The following is a 16,958-nucleotide window of genomic DNA, read 5'->3' as shown; positions in this document are numbered from 1 at the left end:
TGCTGCCCGGGTGAAGCGCGCTATTCCTCGGCTGAGGTCGGGGCTTGGGGGAGACGGAGTTGGAAGCATGCTCCGAGGGCCTGGGGGGTGAGGGTGAGGGTGCCTTGGTGGCGGTGGGCCAGGTCGCGGGCGATGGCGAGGCCCAGGCCGGTGCCGCCCTGGTCGCGGGAGCGGGCGTCGTCGAGCCGGACGAAGCGTTCGAAGATGCGCTCGGCGTCCTCGGCGGGCACGCCCGGTCCGTCGTCGTGCACCGTGAGGACGACCCAGCCGTCCTGGCTCCGGACGGTGATCTGGATGCGGTGTGCGGCGTGGCGGGCGGCGTTGTCGATGAGGTTGCGCAGCAGCCGTTCGTATTCGTCGGGGTTTCCGGGTGCGTGTGCGGGGGCGGTGCTGTCGCAGGTGAGGTTCAACGGCCGTTCGGTGCGGGGGTATTGCTCGGTCAGCCGGGAGGCGAGGGCTGTCAGGTCGACGGTGTCGGGACCGGCTGTGGGGGTGCGGGTGTCGAGGCGGGCGAGGAGCAGCAGGTCTTCGGTGAGTGCCTGGAGGCGGCGGGTCTGTCGTGCGGCGGTGGTGGCCGCGGCGGGCCAGTCGGTGCGTTCCGGGTAGGCGAGCGCGACTTCAAGGCTGGCCAGCAGCGTGGTGAGGGGGCTGCGCAGTTCGTGGGCGGCGTCCGCGACGAAGCGGCGCTGCTGGGTGGCGGCGTCGTCGAGGCGTTGGAGGGTGGTGTTGATGGTGGTGGCCAGGGCGGCGATCTCGTGTCCCGCGGCGGGCACGGTAACGCGTTCGCGGGGGTCGCTCGCGGTGACTGAGGCGGTGAGGACGCGAATGGCTTCGACCGGCCGCAGCGCGATGCGGACGGCGAAGTAGGCGACGGCGGCGATCAGTACGAGGCCGACGAGCCCGGCCCGCAGCAGCCGGCGGTCGGTGGCCTCGGTGATTTCCTCGGCGATGTCCTCGCCTGCGTGCGGAAGCACCACCACATAGACCCGCAGCTGGGCGTCGGCGGCGACACCCAGAGCGGCGACTCTGTCGTTGCTCAGTTCATCGGCCCTGACATCGTCGTACATGACCGGGTAGGTCCCACCGTCCTTGCCGAACCGGTCCATGGGCTCGGAGTCGTGGCGCCCCGGTATACGCATGGGTTCGGTCGTATAGCCCCATCCTGTCCCGTCATCCGCCGGTGGAGCGGGCAACTCGGCCTTCGGTGGGGCGGGCAGCACATGGCGGGTGCCGGGATCGAACTCCTCCATGCCTCCGCCGTAGGCGACAGCGGCACGGCGGCCGGTCGCGACGACCTCGTACGGCACAGTGCTTCGGCGAGCGGGAACCACACCCTCCTCCACCTGATCGACGAGAGCCAAGAGCTGTTCCCGCGCCTGCACATCGGCGATCTTTGTGCTCTCGTGGTAGACGTCGCGGTGTACCCACCAGCCGATGCCGACCAGGATGACGGCGGCCGCCGAGGCGGCGGCCAGAGCCGTGCGGGCCCGTACCGAACGCGGCCACCAGCGGCGTCGCGGCTCAGTCGCGTTCACGGTCGTCCACCAGCCGGTAACCGGTACCCCGCACGGTCTGCAGGGACCGTCGGCCGAACGCGGCGTCCACCTTCTTGCGCAGGGCGCTGACGCGCGCCTCCACCAGGTTGGGATCGAGGGCTTCGTCGGGCCACGCGTGATAGAGCAGATCCGTTTTGGAGACCGCCTGGCCCGCCCTGCGGGCCAGCAGCTCCAGCACGGCGAACTCCCGGGGTGTGAGTTCCACCCGGGCCCCGGCCCGGCGGCAGACCCGGCCGGCGACATCCAACGAGAGGTCGCCCACGGCGAGGACGGGCGGTGCGACCGTGGCGGCTCGTCTGACCAGGGCCCGCAGCCGTGCGACGAGCACCATGTAGGAGAAGGGTTTGGCCAGGTAGTCATCGGCCCCCGTGTCCAGGGCCTCTGTCTGATCCCAGTCCCCGTCCTTGGCGGTGAGTACCAGGATGGGGGTCGCGTTGCCCTCCCGGCGCAGCTGGGCGCAGACCTTGTAGCCGTTGAGTCCGGGCAGCATCAAGTCCAGTACGACCAGGGCGTATTCGCCGGTCCGGGCCATCCACAGTCCCTGCCGCCCGTCATGGGCGAGGTCGACGCTGTAGCCCTCGGCGGTCAGACCGGTGCGCAGGGTGTGGGCAAGGTCCACCTCGTCTTCGACCACCAGGATGCGCATGCGGTGCAGCCTCGCACAGTGCCGGCCCGCCTTCCTGATCGGCCGGTCAGGTTGGATCAGCATCCGGTCAACGAGGTTCGGGCACGCTGGCGGTCCTCGCCGAGGAACACCGCGTCGATGGCGAAGCGGTCGGCGGGAGATTTACGCCTGACCAGCAGAAACCCAGTGGTTACACCCGGAAGACAACAAGTTCTCAGAGAGCCTCCAGGGGGAGACTTGCGCAGACAAGCGAAAAGAGCGTGCACGGCCACGATCGCCACGGCGGCAGCCGTGGCTCTGGCGGCGAGCATGACCGGCCCGGCGTCGGCGGAGGCCGAGCGCACAACCAGTGACTCGGCCGCTGACCAGACCGTACAGATCACGCCCAAGCACCGCATCACCCTGATCACCGGCGACCGCGTCGTCGTCGACGCCAAGGGCCGTGTCACCGGCCTGGAGCGGGCCAAGGGCCGCGAGGGGATACCCGTCCAGATCCGCAAGGCCGACGGACACACCCTCGTCGTACCGGCCGACGCCGCGCGGCTGATAGCCGACGGCAAGCTCGACCAGCGGCTCTTCGACGTCACCGAGCTCAACAAGTCGGCCGGCCGCAAGGCCCAGAAGCAGGGCCTCAAGCTGATCGTCGGCTACCGCGGCGCGGCCGCGGCGGCGAAGGCGGACGTCCGCGACGCCGGCGACACCAAGGTCCGCAGGACCCTCACGTCGCTGAACGCGGACGCGGTGCTGACGCCCAGGGGGGACGCGCCCGACCTGTGGGCCGCGCTCACCGACACGCGGTCCGGCGGCGCGAAGACCGCCTCGGGCATCGCCCATGTGTGGCTCGACGGGGTCCGCAAGGCCAGCCTCGACAAGTCCGTTCCGCAGATCGGCGCCGACAAGGCGTGGGCCGCCGGGTACAACGGCAAGGGCGTCAAGATCGCTGTCCTCGACACCGGTGTCGACGCGACCCACCCGGACCTCAAGGAGCAGGTGGTCGGGGAGAAGAACTTCTCCACGTCCCCCGACGCGACCGACAAGTACGGCCACGGCACGCACGTCGCGTCCATCGCGGCCGGTACGGGCGCCAAGTCGGCGGGCAAGTACAAGGGCGTCGCGCCCGGCGCCAAGCTGCTCAACGGCAAGGTGCTCGGCGACGACGGCTCCGGCGACGACTCCGGCATCCTCGCCGGGATGGAGTGGGCGGTCGAGCAGGGCGCCGACGTCGTGAACCTCAGCCTCGGCGGCGGGGACACACCCGACATCGATCCGCTTGAGGCCCAGGTCAACAAGTTGTCCAAGGAGAAGGGCGTCCTCTTCGCGATCGCCGCGGGCAACGACGGCGGCGAGCAGACGATCGGCTCCCCGGGCAGCGCGGAGGCCGCGCTCACCGTGGGCGCCGTCGACGACTTGGACAAGCTGGCCGACTTCTCCAGCACGGGCCCCGGCCTCGACGGGCAGATCAAGCCCGACGTGACCGCACCCGGCGTGGACATCACGGCCGCCTCGGCCCCGGGCAGCGTCATCGCCCAGGAGGTCGGCGAGAAGCCGCCCGGCTACGTGAGCATCTCGGGTACGTCGATGGCCACCCCGCATGTCGCGGGCGCCGCGGCGATCCTGAAGCAGCAGCACCCCGACTGGACGTACACCCAGCTCAAGGGCGCGCTGACCGGCTCCACCAAGGGCGGCAAGTACACGCCGTTCCAGCAGGGTTCGGGACGCGTCCAGGTCGACAAGGCCATCAAGCAGACCGTGATCGCCGACCCGACGTCGGTGAGCTTCGGCCTCCAGCAGTGGCCGCACACCGACGACAAGCCGGTCACCGACAAGGTCACGTACAAGAACCTCGGGAAGACCGATGTCACGCTGAACCTCGCGGTGGCGGGCACCAACCCGAAGGGGCAGGCCGCACCGGCCGGCTTCTTCACGCTCGGCACCAAGACGCTGAACGTCCCGGCGGGCGGCTCGGCCTCCGCCGACCTCACGGTCAACACCAAGCTGGGCGGCACGCTCGACGGCGCCTACTCCGCGTACGTGACCGCGACCGGCGGCGGCCAGAGCGTACGCACGGCGGCGACGGTGCAGCGCGAGGTGGAGTCGTACGACGTCACGTTCAAGTTCCTCGGACGTGACGGCAACCCGGCGAAGTACTACGGCGCCGACCTGGACGGTGTCACCGGGCTCGCCCAGGACAAGTGGTATTCGCCCTACGACGAGTCCGGCACCGTCAAGGTCCGTGTTCCCAAGGGCGGTTACATCTTCGACTCGGCGATCTACGTCGACCCGGACGACCTCGCCAAGGGCTTCGACTGGGTGGCGCAGCCGAAGCTGAGCATCACCAAGAAGGCCACGATCACGGTGGACGCGCGGACAGCGAAGCCGGTGGACATCACCGTGCCCGACGCGGGGGCGAAGTCGGAGGTCGCTCAGCCGATGTACACCGTCGGCACGCCGACCGGCAGCAGCTCGTACGGCTGGTGGCTGGACTCGTACGCCAACTTCCGTACCGCGCACGCCGGCCCGCAGGTCACCGACGGCAGCCTGTACCAGCAGTGGGGCGGTCACTGGGTCAAGCCCGCCGAGGAGTACGACACCCTCGCCGGCGGCAAGGTCAAGCAGCTCGCCACCGGTTACACCAAGCACTACAAGGCGAGTGAACTGGCCACGGTGAAGACCGGCCTGGGCGCCTCGTCGAGCGGCAAGCAGGGCGTGATCTACGCCTGGGGCGAGGTGCCCGGCAGTACGGACACCTTCGCGCCCGGGGTCCAGCAGAAGCTGCCCGGCACGCGCACGCTGCGCCTGTCCACCGCGAGCGGGACAACGTGGAAACTCGACTTCGAGCAGCACGGCGGGCTCGACGAGAACGGCTTCCCGATCGTCGAGGCCTTCTACACGCTCGGCACCCCGCAGACCTTCAAGGCCGCCAAGACCTACGAGAAGACCTTCCACACGGCGGTCTTCGGCCCGCGCATCGACTCAAGCCTCGGCATCTACCGCGAGGGCAACGGCATCTACGGCTCCCTGCCGCTGTTCGCCGACGGCAAGACCCACGCCGGCTCGTCGCTCTACTCGTCGGCCACCACGACCCTCTACCGCAACGGCGCCAAGGTCGGCTCGAACAGCGACCCGCTGGAAGGGCAGGGCACCTTCAAGGTCCCGGCCGGTGACGCCGCGTACAAGCTGACCACCTCGGTCAAGCGCAGCGTCAAGGTCGCCGCGGCCTCCACCCGCGTCGACGCCAGCTGGACCTTCCGCTCCAAGAAGGCCGACCGGGCGAAGCTGCCCGCTTCCTCGGTCCGGTTCAACGCGGCCGTCGGCCTGGACAGCAGGGCTCCGGCGGGCAAGAAGGTCTCCGTCCCGGTGACCGTCCAGGGTTCGGCCGCAGGCAGCAACCTCAAGTCGCTCGCGGTGTACGTGTCGTACGACTACGGCCAGACCTGGAAGAAGGTCACCGTGAAGAACGGCAAGATCGCGGTCACGAACCCGGCCAAGGGCAAGGGCATCTCGTTCCACGCCAAGATCGCCGACAAGAAGGACAACAAATCGACGATCTCGATCTACAACGCGTACTACGGGAAGTGACATGATCCGGTGGATCACCGACAGGTTCGCTGAACGCTGACACGCACGGATGGCCCGCCGGAAGCAGAGCTTCCGGCGGGCCATCCGTGTATGAGGGGAGTGGAGCTCGTCGCGATGCTGGTGGACCGGGCACGGAACGAGGGGCCGCAACCGACCGGCGAGGGTGGGTTGTTGCAAGCCTTCCCACGGTGAATAGGTGGAGCACCTACACATGGAAGCCCGCGTTGGCCGAGGTGGTGGAAGCCGGAGAGTCCGTCGTGACCTTGGTGCGGTGGCTCGGGCGCTCCTCGCCCGCGATCGCCCCCGGTTACTATGCGCACTTCGTGCCGGAGGTCGGAGGCAAGGGGCGAACCGCCATCGCCCCGCTGTAGCGCCCGTCCGACGGGGGCTGTGGATTACATGGTTGAAGAGATGGGTGGCCTGGGAAAATGCTGAGAGAGGTCACCGCGACCCGCTACATCGAGCCCTTGCGGACCGGGGGCTCCGTGCCCGGCGTCGTCGAGGCCGACGACCTGGGTACGTACGTCGTCAAGTTCACCGGCTCCGCGCAGGGCCGCAAGGCGCTGGTCGCCGAGATCATCGTCGGCGAACTTGCCCGCCACCTCGGCCTGCGCTTCCCCGAGCTCGTCCTGGTCCACTTCGACCCGGCGGTCGCGGCGGACGAGCCCCATCAGGAGGTGCAGGACCTGCTGCACGCCAGCGCGGGGCTCAACCTGGGCATGGACCTCCTGCCGGGCGCGGCGGACTTCACCCCCGAGGCGCTGGACGTGGACCCGCTCGAAGCGGGCAAGGTGGTGTGGCTCGACGCCCTCACCGCGAACGTCGACCGCACGGTGCACAGCTCGAACCTGATGGTCTGGCCCACGTTCGGCCTCCAGCCGCCGAGGCTGTGGCTCATCGACCACGGGGCGGCCCTGGTCTTCCACCACCGCTGGGGCGCGTCCGCGCCTGACAAGGTGTACGACTTCCGCCATCACGCTCTCGGGGGGTACGGCCCGGACACGCCGGCCGCCGACGCCGAACTTGCGCCCCTCGTCACGGAGGCCGTGCTTCGCGAGATCGTCGGTCTCGTGCCGGACGCGTGGCTGGCCGATGAGCCGGGATTCTCGTCACCCGACGAGGTGCGGGAGGCGTACATCGCTTTTCTGCTGGCCCGTGTCCGTGCCTCAGCGGCTTGGCTGCCGACGGACTTCCCCAGCCGGGGAGAGCTTGCCGCTGCCGACGCGAGGCGTGCCGCCGTTACTGAGAAGGGGCGTCCGGCCTGGTTGAAGCGGGTCCCGGATCTGCACGGGAAGCCTGCGGCTGAGCAGGACTGGTCCGTTCACCTTGAGTGAGGGGGATCTGCGGGCCGTATGTGGCTGGGCGCGCAGTTCCCCGCGCCCCTGACGGGGCCAGGCCCCCCGGCGCTGTGCGATGCCGGGGGGCCTGGCCGAATCCGAGGTACGGGTCAGCGCAGCTGCTCGTACGCCGGGAGCGTCAGGAAGTCCGCGTAGTCCGCGTCCAGGGAGACCTGGAGGAGGAGGTCGTGGGCCTGCTGCCACTTGCCGGCCGCGAACGCCTCGTCGCCGATCTCGGCGCGGATGGCGACCAGTTCGGCGGCGGCGACCTCGCGGGCCAGGTCGGCGGTCGCCGTCCGGCCGTTCTCGAAGACGACGCCCGCGTTGATCCACTGCCAGATCTGCGAGCGCGAGATCTCGGCGGTGGCCGCGTCCTCCATCAGGTTGAAGATGGCGACGGCGCCGAGGCCGCGCAGCCAGGCCTCGATGTAGCGGATGCCGACCTGGACTGCGTTGACCAGACCGTCGTACGTGGGCTTCGCGTCGAGGGAGTCGATGGCGATCAGGTCACCGGGGGCGACCCGCACGTCCTCGCGAAGGCGCTCCTTCTGGTTGGGCTTGTCGCCCAGGACCGCGTCGAACGACTCCATCGCGATCGGGACCAGGTCCGGGTGCGCGACCCAGGAGCCGTCGAAGCCGTCGCCCGCCTCGCGGTCCTTGTCGTTCTTGACCTTCTCGAAGGCGACCTTGTTGACCTCCGCGTCCCTGCGGGACGGGATGAACGCCGCCATGCCGCCGATCGCGTGCGCGCCGCGCTTGTGGCAGGTACGGACGAGGAGTTCGGTGTACGCCCGCATGAAGGGGGCCGTCATCGTCACGAGGTTGCGGTCCGGCAGGACGAACTTCGAGCCGCCGTCACGGAAGTTCTTGACGATGGAGAAGAGGTAGTCCCAGCGGCCCGCGTTCAGGCCGGACGCGTGGTCGCGGAGCTCGTAGAGGATCTCCTCCATCTCGTACGCGGCCGTGATCGTCTCGATGAGGACCGTGGCGCGGACGGTGCCCTGCGGGACGCCGACGTAGTCCTGCGCGAAGACGAAGATGTCGTTCCAGAGGCGGGCCTCCAGGTACGACTCCGTCTTCGGGAGGTAGAAGTACGGGCCCTTGCCGAGCTCGATGAGGCGCTTGGCGTTGTGGAAGAAGTACAGGCCGAAGTCGACGAGCGCGCCGGGGACCGGGGTGCCTTCGAGCTGCAGGTGGCGCTCGTCCAGGTGCCAGCCGCGCGGGCGCATGACGACGGTGGCGAGCTCGTCGGCGTCCTTGAGGGCGTACGACTTGCCGCTGCGGTCGTCCGTGAAGTCGATGCGGCGCTCGTAGGCGTCGGTCAGGTTGAGCTGGCCGAGGACCACGTTCTCCCAGGTGGGCGCCGAAGCGTCCTCGAAGTCCGCGAGCCAGACCTTGGCGCCCGAGTTCAGGGCGTTGATGGTCATCTTGCGGTCGGTAGGACCGGTGATCTCGACGCGGCGGTCGTTCAGGGCGGCCGGGGCGGGCGCCACCTTCCAGGAGTCGTCCGCGCGGATCGCCGCGGTCTCGGGAAGGAAGTCGAGCGAGGAGGTGCTTGCGATCTCGGCGCGGCGCTCGGAGCGGCGGCTGAGGAGCTCGTCACGGCGGGGCGTGAAGAGCCGGTGCAGCTCGGCCACAAAGGCGAGGGCCGCGTCGGTGAGGACCTCCTCCTGCCGCGGCAGAGGCTCCGCGTCGACGATGGCCAGCGGGGACTGCGCTGGTGCGGACATGAGCTGTCACTTCCTTCAGCGAGCTTCACGAGTGGTGCCTTGGCGGCCGCCGGGCATTCGCAGTGACACTCAGTGCCACGGGAGCCGAGATACGGCCGTGGGCCCCACTTGAGGGAACGGGTGCTTCTGAACAGTGGATACTAGTTTCCTCATAGTGGAAGTTCAATCGTCTGTTGATGTCGAGATTCTCTTCGTCGACAGAACGTGTCGCTGAGTGCCATGCCGGTCACTCAAGGTGGACCAGGTCGGCGGGGGTGTCGATGTCGTACGCCCGGGCCACGTCCCCGCACTCGACGAGAGCGATCTCACTGGCGTGTTCCTTCAGATAGGCGCGCGCCCCGCGATCACCCACCGCGCTCGCCGCGATGCCCGCCCAGTGATCCGCGCCGAAGAGCACGGGGTGGCCGCGCTCTCCGTCGTACGCGGCGGCGGCGAGGGTGGCGGGGGAGCGGTAGGCGGCGTACACGCGGGCCATCGCGGCCGGGCCGATGCCGGGCTGATCGACGAGCGAGACGAGCGCGGCGGCGGCTTCGCTGCCGGTTTCGGTGCCGGTTTCGGCGTCGGCCTCGGTGCCGCGCAGGGAGGCGAGCCCGGCCCGCAGCGACGAACCCATCCCCTGCGCCCACTCCGGATTGTCGATCAGTACGCAGCCGGGGAGCGAGGCCTTCTCTCGTACGACATCGGCGTCCGCGCCGAGCACCACGTGCACGCGCGTGCACCCGCCCTCGCGCAGTACGCGGACCGCGTGCTCCACGAGGGGCCGCCCCTGGTGGTCGAGGAGGGCCTTCGGCCGGCCGCCGAGGCGTCGCCCGCCGCCCGCCGCGAGAAGGAGCCCGGCGATCATCGGATTCGTCATGGCTCCTGCATACCGCACCCTGCCCGGAGCCTGTCGCGATCGAGCGGTGTCTTCCGGCCGGAAAGTGGCGCGTCCCGGTTCCCGTGGCGTTTACTGGCCCGCGTCCCCCTGGTGTCTGACCAGCGCTGTGCGGGGTCGGCAAGATCTGCACGAGAGAACGTGCGCACGACATCGTGCGAGGGGGAGAGCTGTGTCGCAGAGCGTAGGGCAGAGACAAGTGACCGGCAGTGACACCGGCAGTGAGGCCGGCAGTGATGAGGATCCGCGCGTCGCGGAGTTGGGCGCCGCGGTGTCCCGGCTGCGCCGTGAGCTGGCAGCGCATCCGGTCGAGTTCCCCGACCGGGGCATCGCCGAGGACGAGCTCGCGGCGCTGGCCGCCATGGCACTGAGCGGTGCGCCCGAGGTGCCTCGGCTGCGGCGGTCGCTGCTGCTCGTCGCGGGAGCGATCGGCTCCGTCAGCGCCCTTGGCGCGGGGCTCGCGGCGGTCCGGGGCGCGGTGGAGATCTTCGGGGAGCCGGGGCGGGCCCCGGGGCCTTGAGCGGTGTTGATCACCGGCTTCGCCGAGTTCGTCCTCAAACGCCGGACGGGCTGGGTCCTCCCCGTACGCCGTTGGTCACAGGCTTCGGCGTGCCCGACGGGCTGAAAACCCCCACCCTCCCGTCCACCAGCTCCACCACCCGGTCGGCCACGGCCAACCTCGCCCGGTCGTGCGTGACCAGGACCGTCGCCGTCCCCCACTCCCGCGTGAGCCGCCCGAGGAGTTCGAGGACCAACGCGCCCCGCTCGTGATCAAGGGCGCTGGTCGGCTCGTCCACCAGGAGCACCGCGGGCGCGTTCATCAACGCCCGTGCGATACCGACCCGTTGGCGCTGACCGCCCGACAGCTGATGCGGGCGCCGGTGCGCGAGGTCCGCCAGGCCCACGGTGTCGAGGAGCCCCCGTGCTCGCTCCCGCACCTCGGCGGAACGTCCGCGTCCGTCGATGCGTGCCATCAGTTCCACCTGTTCGAGCGCGGTCAGCGACGCGAGGAGATTCGGCTGCTGGAAGACGATCCCCATCCTGCGCCGCCGCAGCTCCGCCCGCTCGGCAGCCGACAGCGCCCCCGTCTCCGTACCCCCGACCACCACCCGGCCCCGATCGGGGGTCACCAGCGTCGCCGCCACGGCGAGCAGACTGGACTTGCCGGAGCCGGACGGGCCGACGATCGCCGTCAGCGTCCCGGCGGGGACGTCGAGCCCGACCCCGTCGAGTGCCGTCAGGCGCCCCTCCCCGTCCGGGTACGTCAGCGTGATGTCTTCGAGGGACAGGCTCATCGGGCACTCCCCAGTGCGGTCAGCGGATCGACGGCGGTGATCCGCCGTACGGACAGGCCCGCGCCCAGCGCCCCGAGGGCGATCATCACGGCGGCGGGCCACAGCACGGTCGGCGGATCGAGGACGAAGGGCACATCGCCGCCGCTGATCGCGGAACCGACGAGCGCCGCGATCCCCGTCCCCAGGGCCGTCCCGGCGGCCAGCATCAGCACGGCCTGCCCGAGAGCGTCCCTGAGCAGGTACGGAGTGGAGGCGCCGAGCGCCTTCAACACCGCGATGTCACCGGCGCGCTGGATCGTCCACACCGTGAAGAACGCCCCTATGACGAGGGCCGAGATGACGAAGAGGAAGCCGCGCATGAGCTGCAGCGAGCCGTTCTCCGCCTGGTAGGAGCCGATGGCCGAGAGCGCGCCGTCGAGGGACTTCGTCTCCGTGCCCGCCGCCTTGTCCCCGGCGGCGAGATCGGCCCCGTCCCCGGTCCGCAGCGCGACGACCGTGGCCTGGTCGTCCATCGACGTGCCCCGGTGGCCGAGCCCCTGCCAGTCGTCGAGCGCGGTCCATACGACAGGGGTATGGCTGTACGAGGCGTCCGACGCGACCCGCGCCACCCGCTCCTGGACTCCGCCCCCGCCGAGCCGCACGGTGTCCCCGGGGCCGACGCCGAGGTCCGCCGCCGCCTTCTCGGAGAGCACGGCCTCGCCCGGTGCGACGCCGTCCGGCGCGATCCCGGACTCCGGCTCCACGCCGAAGGCGGACACGGCGGCCGAGCGCTCGCCCGCGGTGGCGTTGAGGGTGCTGATGCCGATCGGCTCGGCGGACCGTACGCCCGGCTGTGCCGCCCAGGCCTCCCAGGCGCGCTGTTCCACCTGGGAGCCGGTGAAGGAGACGGACTGGCCGTCCGGTGGCGCGGCGAAGGCGAGGTGGTCGGCGGGCAGGCCGGTGATCGCGGAGGTGTTCTCCCTGGCGAGCCCGGCCGTGAGCCCGGAAAGCAGCCCCACGAGCAGAGTGATGAGTACGACGACGGCTCCCATCAGGGCGAACCGCCCCTTGGCGAACCGAAGGTCTCTCCATGCGACGAACATGCCCCCACCCTCCGTCCGCGCACACCTCCACGGCATCGCGCCACAGCACGCTTCACCCGAATCGAAGGGGGGAGCCGGCGGTCAACCTTTCGGTTGACGAAAGCGGGGGCGGCTGCGCCTACGCTGGAGGGTCCGATGAACACCTCCACCGAGCCTCCGCCTCCGGACCGGGCCGAGCCTCCTCCGTCTCCCCGCCCGGCTGCCTTCCGGCCTGCACCGCATGCCGGGCCCAGGCCGAGACTGCGGTGCGAGGCCGAGCCCGTGTCGAGACTGTGGTCCGAGGAGGGCGCCGGGCCCCGACGCCCACTCCTGCCCCCGAATCAGCCCCCGACCGAGGCCCCGATGCTCTCCGCCGACTCCCTGGCCCCCGCCCTTGCCCCCTCCCGGACCACCCCCGTCGCCCTGACCCTGCGGCTGTGTCTGCACGCGCTGCTCGCTGGGCTGCTCGCGCTCGCCGCCGTGCGGGCCGTGGCCGACGGTGCGCCGCGCGGTGGTGCCGTCGTCGCGGCCGTGGTCGTCATGGGCGGTGTCTACGCGGCGGGCACGCTCACCCCGGCCGTCGCGCGCTCGCAGCGTGCGGCAGCCGTGTGGCTCGCGGCGCTCGGTGTGTGCTGGGTGGTGCTGCTCGTCCTCTCGCCCGACGGGCTGTGGACGGCCTTCCCCCTGTACTTCCTGCAACTGCACCTGCTGCCGTTGCGCTGGGCCCTGCCCGCCGTCGCGCTCACCGCCGCCGCCGCCATCGCCAGCTTCCTGCTGCACGGCTCGCCCATATCGCCGGGCAGCTTCATCGGGCCGCTGCTCGGCGCGGCCATGGCGGTCGCCACCGTTCTCGGGTACGAGGCGCTGTACCGGGAGAGCGAACGGCGCCGTCAGCTGATCGACGAACTCATGGCCACGCGTGCCGAGCTCGCCGCCGCCGAACGGACCGCGGGCACCCTCGCCGAGCGCGAGCGCCTTGCCCGCGAGATCCACGACACCCTCGCCCAGGGACTCTCCTCCATCCAGCTCCTGCTGCGGGCCGCGCAACGCGCGCTGCCCGCCGGATCCCCCGCGGCGCCGCACATCGAGCAGGCCCGTGGCGCGGCGCAGGACAACCTCGCGGAGGCGCGGCGCTTCGTGCGTGCCCTCAGCCCGCCAGACCTGGAGCACGGCTCGCTGGCCGGAGCGCTCGAGCGGCTCTCCGCGTCCGCGTCGCCGGGCTCGGACGGCTCGCACGTCGACGTCCAGTTCACGGTGAGCGGCACGCCCACCGAGCTGCCGACGCCGTACGAAGTCGCCCTGCTCCGCACCGCCCAGTCCGCCCTCGCGAACACCGTCCGGCACGCGGGTGCGGGGCGCGCCGAGATCACGCTCAGCTTCATGGACACGTCAGTGTCCCTGGACGTGGTCGACGACGGGCGGGGCTTCGATCCGGCGGCGTCCGCGCCACCGGAGCGCGGAGGCGACGGAGGGTTCGGGCTGCCCGCCATGCGGGCGCGGGCCCGGTCGCTCGGCGGGACGCTGAGCGTGGAGTCGGCGCCGGGGCAGGGGACGGCCGTCGCGGTCACGCTGCCGCTTCCGACGGGGGCGGTTCGGGCGGGGGCCGCGCTGTGAGCGCCGAAGCGCGGGAGCAGCCCATCCGGCTGCTCCTCGCCGACGATCACCCCGTCGTACGCGCCGGACTGCGTGCCGTCCTTGACACCGAGCCGGACTTCGCCGTGGTGGGGGAGGCGGCGACGGCCGAGGCAGCGGTGTCGCTCGCCGCGACCGGCGCGTTCGACGTCGTCCTGATGGATCTCCAGTTCGGGGCGGGGATGCACGGGGCGCAGGCCACGGCCGCGATCACCGCCGTGCGGGGAGCGCCGCGGGTGCTGGTCCTGACGACGTACGACACGGACGCCGACATCCTCGCCGCGGTCGAGGCGGGCGCGGCGGGATATCTCCTCAAGGACGCGCCGCCGGAGGAACTGGCGTCGGCGGTGCGTACCGCGGCAGCGGGGCAGTCCGCGCTCGCGCCCGCGATCGCGCACCGTCTTATGGACCGGATGCGGGCGCCCGGTGAGGCGCTGACCGGGCGGGAGCTGGAGGTGCTCAGGCTGGTGCGGGAGGGCTTGTCCAACCAGGAGGTCAGCAAGCGGCTCTTCCTGAGCCAGGCCACCGTGAAGTCCCATCTGGTGCACATCTACGCGAAGCTGGGGGTCGACTCGCGTACGGCGGCGGTGGCTGTGGCGACGGGGCGTGGGCTGATCAGGGGCGGCGCGGGGCAGTAGTTCCCTACTCGTACGAAAGCTCCGGACGGGACTCGTACGAAAGCGCCGGACGGGCTGGATGCTCCAGCCCGTCCGGCGCTCGTGAACGACCCGGCGTCTACGCAGCGGGACCCGAACTGGCAAGCGCGGCCGACAGCTCCACCGCCACCTCCTGCAGCACCGGCACGATCTTCTCCACCGCGGCCTCCGTGACCCGGCCCGCCGGTCCTGAGATCGAAATGGCCGCCGCGGTGGGGGAGTTGGGGACCGAAACCGCCAGGCAGCGCACCCCGATCTCCTGCTCGTTGTCGTCGACGGCGAAGCCCGCGCTGCGGACCTCGTCGAGCGCGGCGAGGAAACCCTCCGGCGTGGTGATCGTCTTCTCCGTGGCCGCGGGCATTCCGGTACGGGCGAGGAGCGCGCGCACCTCCTCCGGCGGGGTGTGGGCGAGGAGTGCCTTGCCGACGCCCGTGGAGTGGGGGAGGACTCGGCGGCCCACCTCGGTGAACATCCGCATGGAGTGCTTGGACGGCACCTGTGCGACGTACACGATCTCGTCCCCGTCGAGCAGCGCCATGTTCGCGGTCTCGCCGGTCTCCTCAACCAGGCGCGCGAGGTAGGGGCGGGCCCAGGTGCCGAGGAGGCGCGAGGCCGATTCGCCGAGGCGGATCAGGCGCGGGCCCAGGGAGTAGCGGCGGTTGGGCTGCTGGCGTACGTAGCCGCAGGCGACCAGCGTGCGCATCAGGCGGTGGATCGTGGGCAGCGGAAGGCCGCTGCTGGCGGAGAGCTCGCTGAGGCCGACCTCGCCTCCGGCGTCCGCCATCCGTTCGAGGAGGTCGAAGGCGCGCTCGAGGGACTGGACACCACCGCTGGCAGCGGGCGGCTTGGAGGCGGCGACCTCAGTGGAGGCGTCGCTGGCGCTTGACGTCGGCACGGCGCAGTCCTTTCGGGGCTGACGGGCAAGTCAGCAGCCTACCGGGCGGTTCCTCGCCGGGTCCCTTGGCGGCCCTCGCGTATCTGCCGGTCAGGGCCGGTCAGGGACCGGTCGGGGCGCCTTTGTCCGCTTCTTCGCCGTCACGCCCAGTGATCGATTGACGGCCGGGTTGTGCGTAACTACGTTCTGGTCTGTGGAATTCTAATTCCACTTTGTGGAAACGTCCAGTGTGCCCCAGGTGACCTCTTGACGGCTCGGGGTCGGCCGTGAAGACTCATTCAACAGAACGTTGAATTCCGTTTAGCGGAAACGAATGGTCTGTGTAGCGGAAAAGAACGAACAGGCAGTCAAGCGAAGAAGCGAAGAGAGGGCGTTGAGGACGTGGACGTAGAACTGGTGCTGCGCTCGACCCGCGTGATCACCCCGCAGGGAACCCGCGCCGCGTCGGTCACGGTCTCCGGAGGGAAGATCGCGGCCGTACTGGCGTACGACGCCGACGTACCGGCGGGGGCCCGCATCGAGGACTTCGGTGACGACGTCCTGCTGCCGGGGCTCGTCGACACGCACGTCCATGTGAACGACCCGGGCCGCACGGAGTGGGAAGGCTTCTGGACCGCCACCCGTGCCGCCGCCGCGGGCGGCATCACCACCCTCGTCGACATGCCGCTCAACTCCCTTCCGCCGACCACGACGGTCGACAATCTGCGCACGAAGCAGGAAGTGGCCCGCACCAAGGCGCACATCGACGTCGGCTTCTGGGGCGGCGCCCTGCCCGACAACGTCGGCGACCTCAAGCCGCTGCACGACGCCGGTGTCTACGGCTTCAAGTGCTTCCTCTCGCCGTCCGGCGTGGACGAGTTCCCGCACCTGGACCAGGACCACCTCGCCACCTCCATGGCGGAGATCGCCGGCTTCGGCGGACTGCTCATCGTGCACGCCGAGGACCCGCACGAGCTTGACGCCGCCCCGCACAAGAGCGGTCCCAAGTACACGGACTACCTGGACACCCGGCCGCGCGTCTCCGAGGACGCCGCGATCGAGGGCCTCATCGCACTCGCCAAGCGGCTCGGCGCCCGTGTCCACGTACTGCACCTGTCGTCGTCGAACGCGCTGCCCCTGATCGCCGCCGCCAAGCGCGAGGGCGTCAAGCTCACCGTCGAGACCTGTCCCCACTACCTCACGCTCACCGCGGAGGAAGTCCCGGACGGCGCGAGCGAGTTCAAGTGCTGCCCGCCCATCCGCGAGGCCGCCAACCAGGACCTGCTCTGGGACGCGCTCGCCGACGGCACCATCGACTGCGTCGTGACGGACCACTCGCCGTCCACCGCGGAACTCAAGACCGACGACTTCGCGACCGCGTGGGGCGGCATCTCCGGGCTCCAGCTCAGCCTCCCCGCGATCTGGACCGAGGCCCGAAAGCGCGGCCACAGCCTCGACGACGTGGTGCGCTGGATGTCGACGCGCACATCGGAACTGGTCGGACTCGACCAGAAGGGCGCCATCGAGGCCGGCCGCGACGCCGACTTCGCGGTCCTCGCGCCCGACGAGACCTTCACCGTGGACCCCGCGGAGCTGCAGCACCGGAACCGAGTCACGGCGTACGCGGGCAAGACCCTCAGCGGCGTCGTGAAGTCCACCTGGCTGCGCGGCGAACGCATCCTGCACGGCGGCGAGTTCAGTGAACCCGCAGGCCGACTTCTGGAAAGGAACAACTGATC

Annotated in this window: 14 protein-coding genes; 7 read left to right on the top strand and 7 right to left on the bottom strand. The window is 70.6% G+C overall.

Features of this window, described 5'->3' with window-relative positions; translation table 11 throughout:
• Positions 1 to 20: 20 nt before the first annotated feature.
• Both ACWFRJ_RS13260 and ACWFRJ_RS13255 read right to left on the bottom strand, forming a co-directional pair.
• Entirely contained in the window at positions 21 to 1,535 is a 1,515-nt protein-coding gene (locus ACWFRJ_RS13260; RefSeq protein ID WP_453528439.1) for a sensor histidine kinase, read from the bottom strand.
• Entirely contained in the window at positions 1,522 to 2,202 is a 681-nt protein-coding gene (locus ACWFRJ_RS13255) for a response regulator transcription factor (RefSeq protein ID WP_453528436.1), read from the bottom strand. The genes ACWFRJ_RS13260 and ACWFRJ_RS13255 overlap by 14 nt, the downstream gene beginning before the upstream one ends.
• 288 nt (positions 2,203 to 2,490) lie before the next feature.
• Here ACWFRJ_RS13255 and ACWFRJ_RS13250 point away from each other — a divergent pair, with 288 nt between their 5' ends.
• The 3 genes from ACWFRJ_RS13250 (at position 2,491) to ACWFRJ_RS13240 (ending at position 7,094) form a co-directional block, all read left to right on the top strand.
• Positions 2,491 to 5,760 carry a S8 family peptidase gene (locus tag ACWFRJ_RS13250; RefSeq protein ID WP_453529627.1) on the top strand — a complete coding sequence of 1,090 codons (3,270 nt, stop codon included), beginning with the start codon at positions 2,491 to 2,493 and terminating at the stop codon, positions 5,758 to 5,760.
• A gap of 188 nt (positions 5,761 to 5,948) precedes the next feature.
• Positions 5,949 to 6,131 carry a hypothetical protein gene (locus tag ACWFRJ_RS13245; protein WP_453528433.1) on the top strand — a complete coding sequence of 61 codons (183 nt, stop codon included), beginning with the start codon at positions 5,949 to 5,951 and terminating at the stop codon, positions 6,129 to 6,131.
• Positions 6,132 to 6,188: 57 nt separating this feature from the next.
• Positions 6,189 to 7,094, top strand: coding sequence for a HipA family kinase (locus ACWFRJ_RS13240; RefSeq protein ID WP_453528430.1), 906 nt, complete (start codon positions 6,189 to 6,191; stop codon positions 7,092 to 7,094).
• A 113-nt stretch (positions 7,095 to 7,207) separates the two neighbouring features.
• Here the strand turns inward: ACWFRJ_RS13240 and aceB are convergent, their stop codons facing one another.
• Together aceB and ACWFRJ_RS13230 are read right to left on the bottom strand one after the other, a co-directional pair.
• Entirely contained in the window at positions 7,208 to 8,827 is a 1,620-nt protein-coding gene (gene aceB, locus ACWFRJ_RS13235; protein WP_453528427.1) for a malate synthase A, read from the bottom strand.
• Between the two features lie 226 nt (positions 8,828 to 9,053).
• A complete protein-coding gene (locus ACWFRJ_RS13230) occupies positions 9,054 to 9,683 on the bottom strand; it encodes a nucleotidyltransferase family protein (RefSeq protein ID WP_453528424.1) in 630 nt (209 codons plus the stop codon).
• A 190-nt stretch (positions 9,684 to 9,873) separates the two neighbouring features.
• Here ACWFRJ_RS13230 and ACWFRJ_RS13225 point away from each other — a divergent pair, with 190 nt between their 5' ends.
• Positions 9,874 to 10,221: a DUF5955 family protein gene (locus tag ACWFRJ_RS13225; protein ID WP_453528421.1), complete on the top strand. Its 348-nt coding sequence runs from the start codon at positions 9,874 to 9,876 to the stop codon at positions 10,219 to 10,221.
• 34 nt (positions 10,222 to 10,255) lie between these two features.
• Here the strand turns inward: ACWFRJ_RS13225 and ACWFRJ_RS13220 are convergent, their stop codons facing one another.
• Together ACWFRJ_RS13220 and ACWFRJ_RS13215 are read right to left on the bottom strand one after the other, a co-directional pair.
• Entirely contained in the window at positions 10,256 to 10,996 is a 741-nt protein-coding gene (locus ACWFRJ_RS13220) for an ABC transporter ATP-binding protein (RefSeq protein WP_453528419.1), read from the bottom strand.
• Entirely contained in the window at positions 10,993 to 12,078 is a 1,086-nt protein-coding gene (locus ACWFRJ_RS13215; RefSeq protein WP_453528416.1) for an ABC transporter permease, read from the bottom strand. Before ACWFRJ_RS13215 ends, ACWFRJ_RS13220 begins: the two co-directional genes overlap by 4 nt.
• A 342-nt stretch (positions 12,079 to 12,420) precedes the next feature.
• Between ACWFRJ_RS13215 and ACWFRJ_RS13210 the strand changes: the two genes are divergently transcribed.
• Positions 12,421 to 13,671, top strand: a complete 1,251-nt coding sequence (locus ACWFRJ_RS13210) for a sensor histidine kinase (protein ID WP_453528413.1) — start codon at positions 12,421 to 12,423, stop codon at positions 13,669 to 13,671.
• Complete coding sequence (locus ACWFRJ_RS13205; RefSeq protein WP_453528410.1) at positions 13,668 to 14,327, top strand: response regulator; 660 nt, start codon at positions 13,668 to 13,670, stop codon at positions 14,325 to 14,327. Before ACWFRJ_RS13210 ends, ACWFRJ_RS13205 begins: the two co-directional genes overlap by 4 nt.
• A gap of 97 nt (positions 14,328 to 14,424) precedes the next feature.
• Here ACWFRJ_RS13205 and ACWFRJ_RS13200 read toward each other — a convergent pair whose 3' ends face one another.
• Positions 14,425 to 15,240: an IclR family transcriptional regulator gene (locus tag ACWFRJ_RS13200; RefSeq protein ID WP_453528408.1), complete on the bottom strand. Its 816-nt coding sequence runs from the start codon at positions 15,238 to 15,240 to the stop codon at positions 14,425 to 14,427.
• 381 nt (positions 15,241 to 15,621) lie between these two features.
• On the opposite strand from ACWFRJ_RS13200, the gene allB reads away from it, so the two are divergent.
• The gene (allB, locus tag ACWFRJ_RS13195; RefSeq protein WP_453528405.1) at positions 15,622 to 16,956 is read left to right on the top strand and encodes an allantoinase AllB; all 1,335 of its coding nucleotides are present in this window, start codon (positions 15,622 to 15,624) and stop codon (positions 16,954 to 16,956) included.
• The last annotated feature ends 2 nt before the right edge of the window (positions 16,957 to 16,958 follow it).

Source organism: Streptomyces sp. NPDC055239, assembly GCF_053606205.1.
This window is presented reverse-complemented; position numbering and strand designations above follow the sequence as displayed.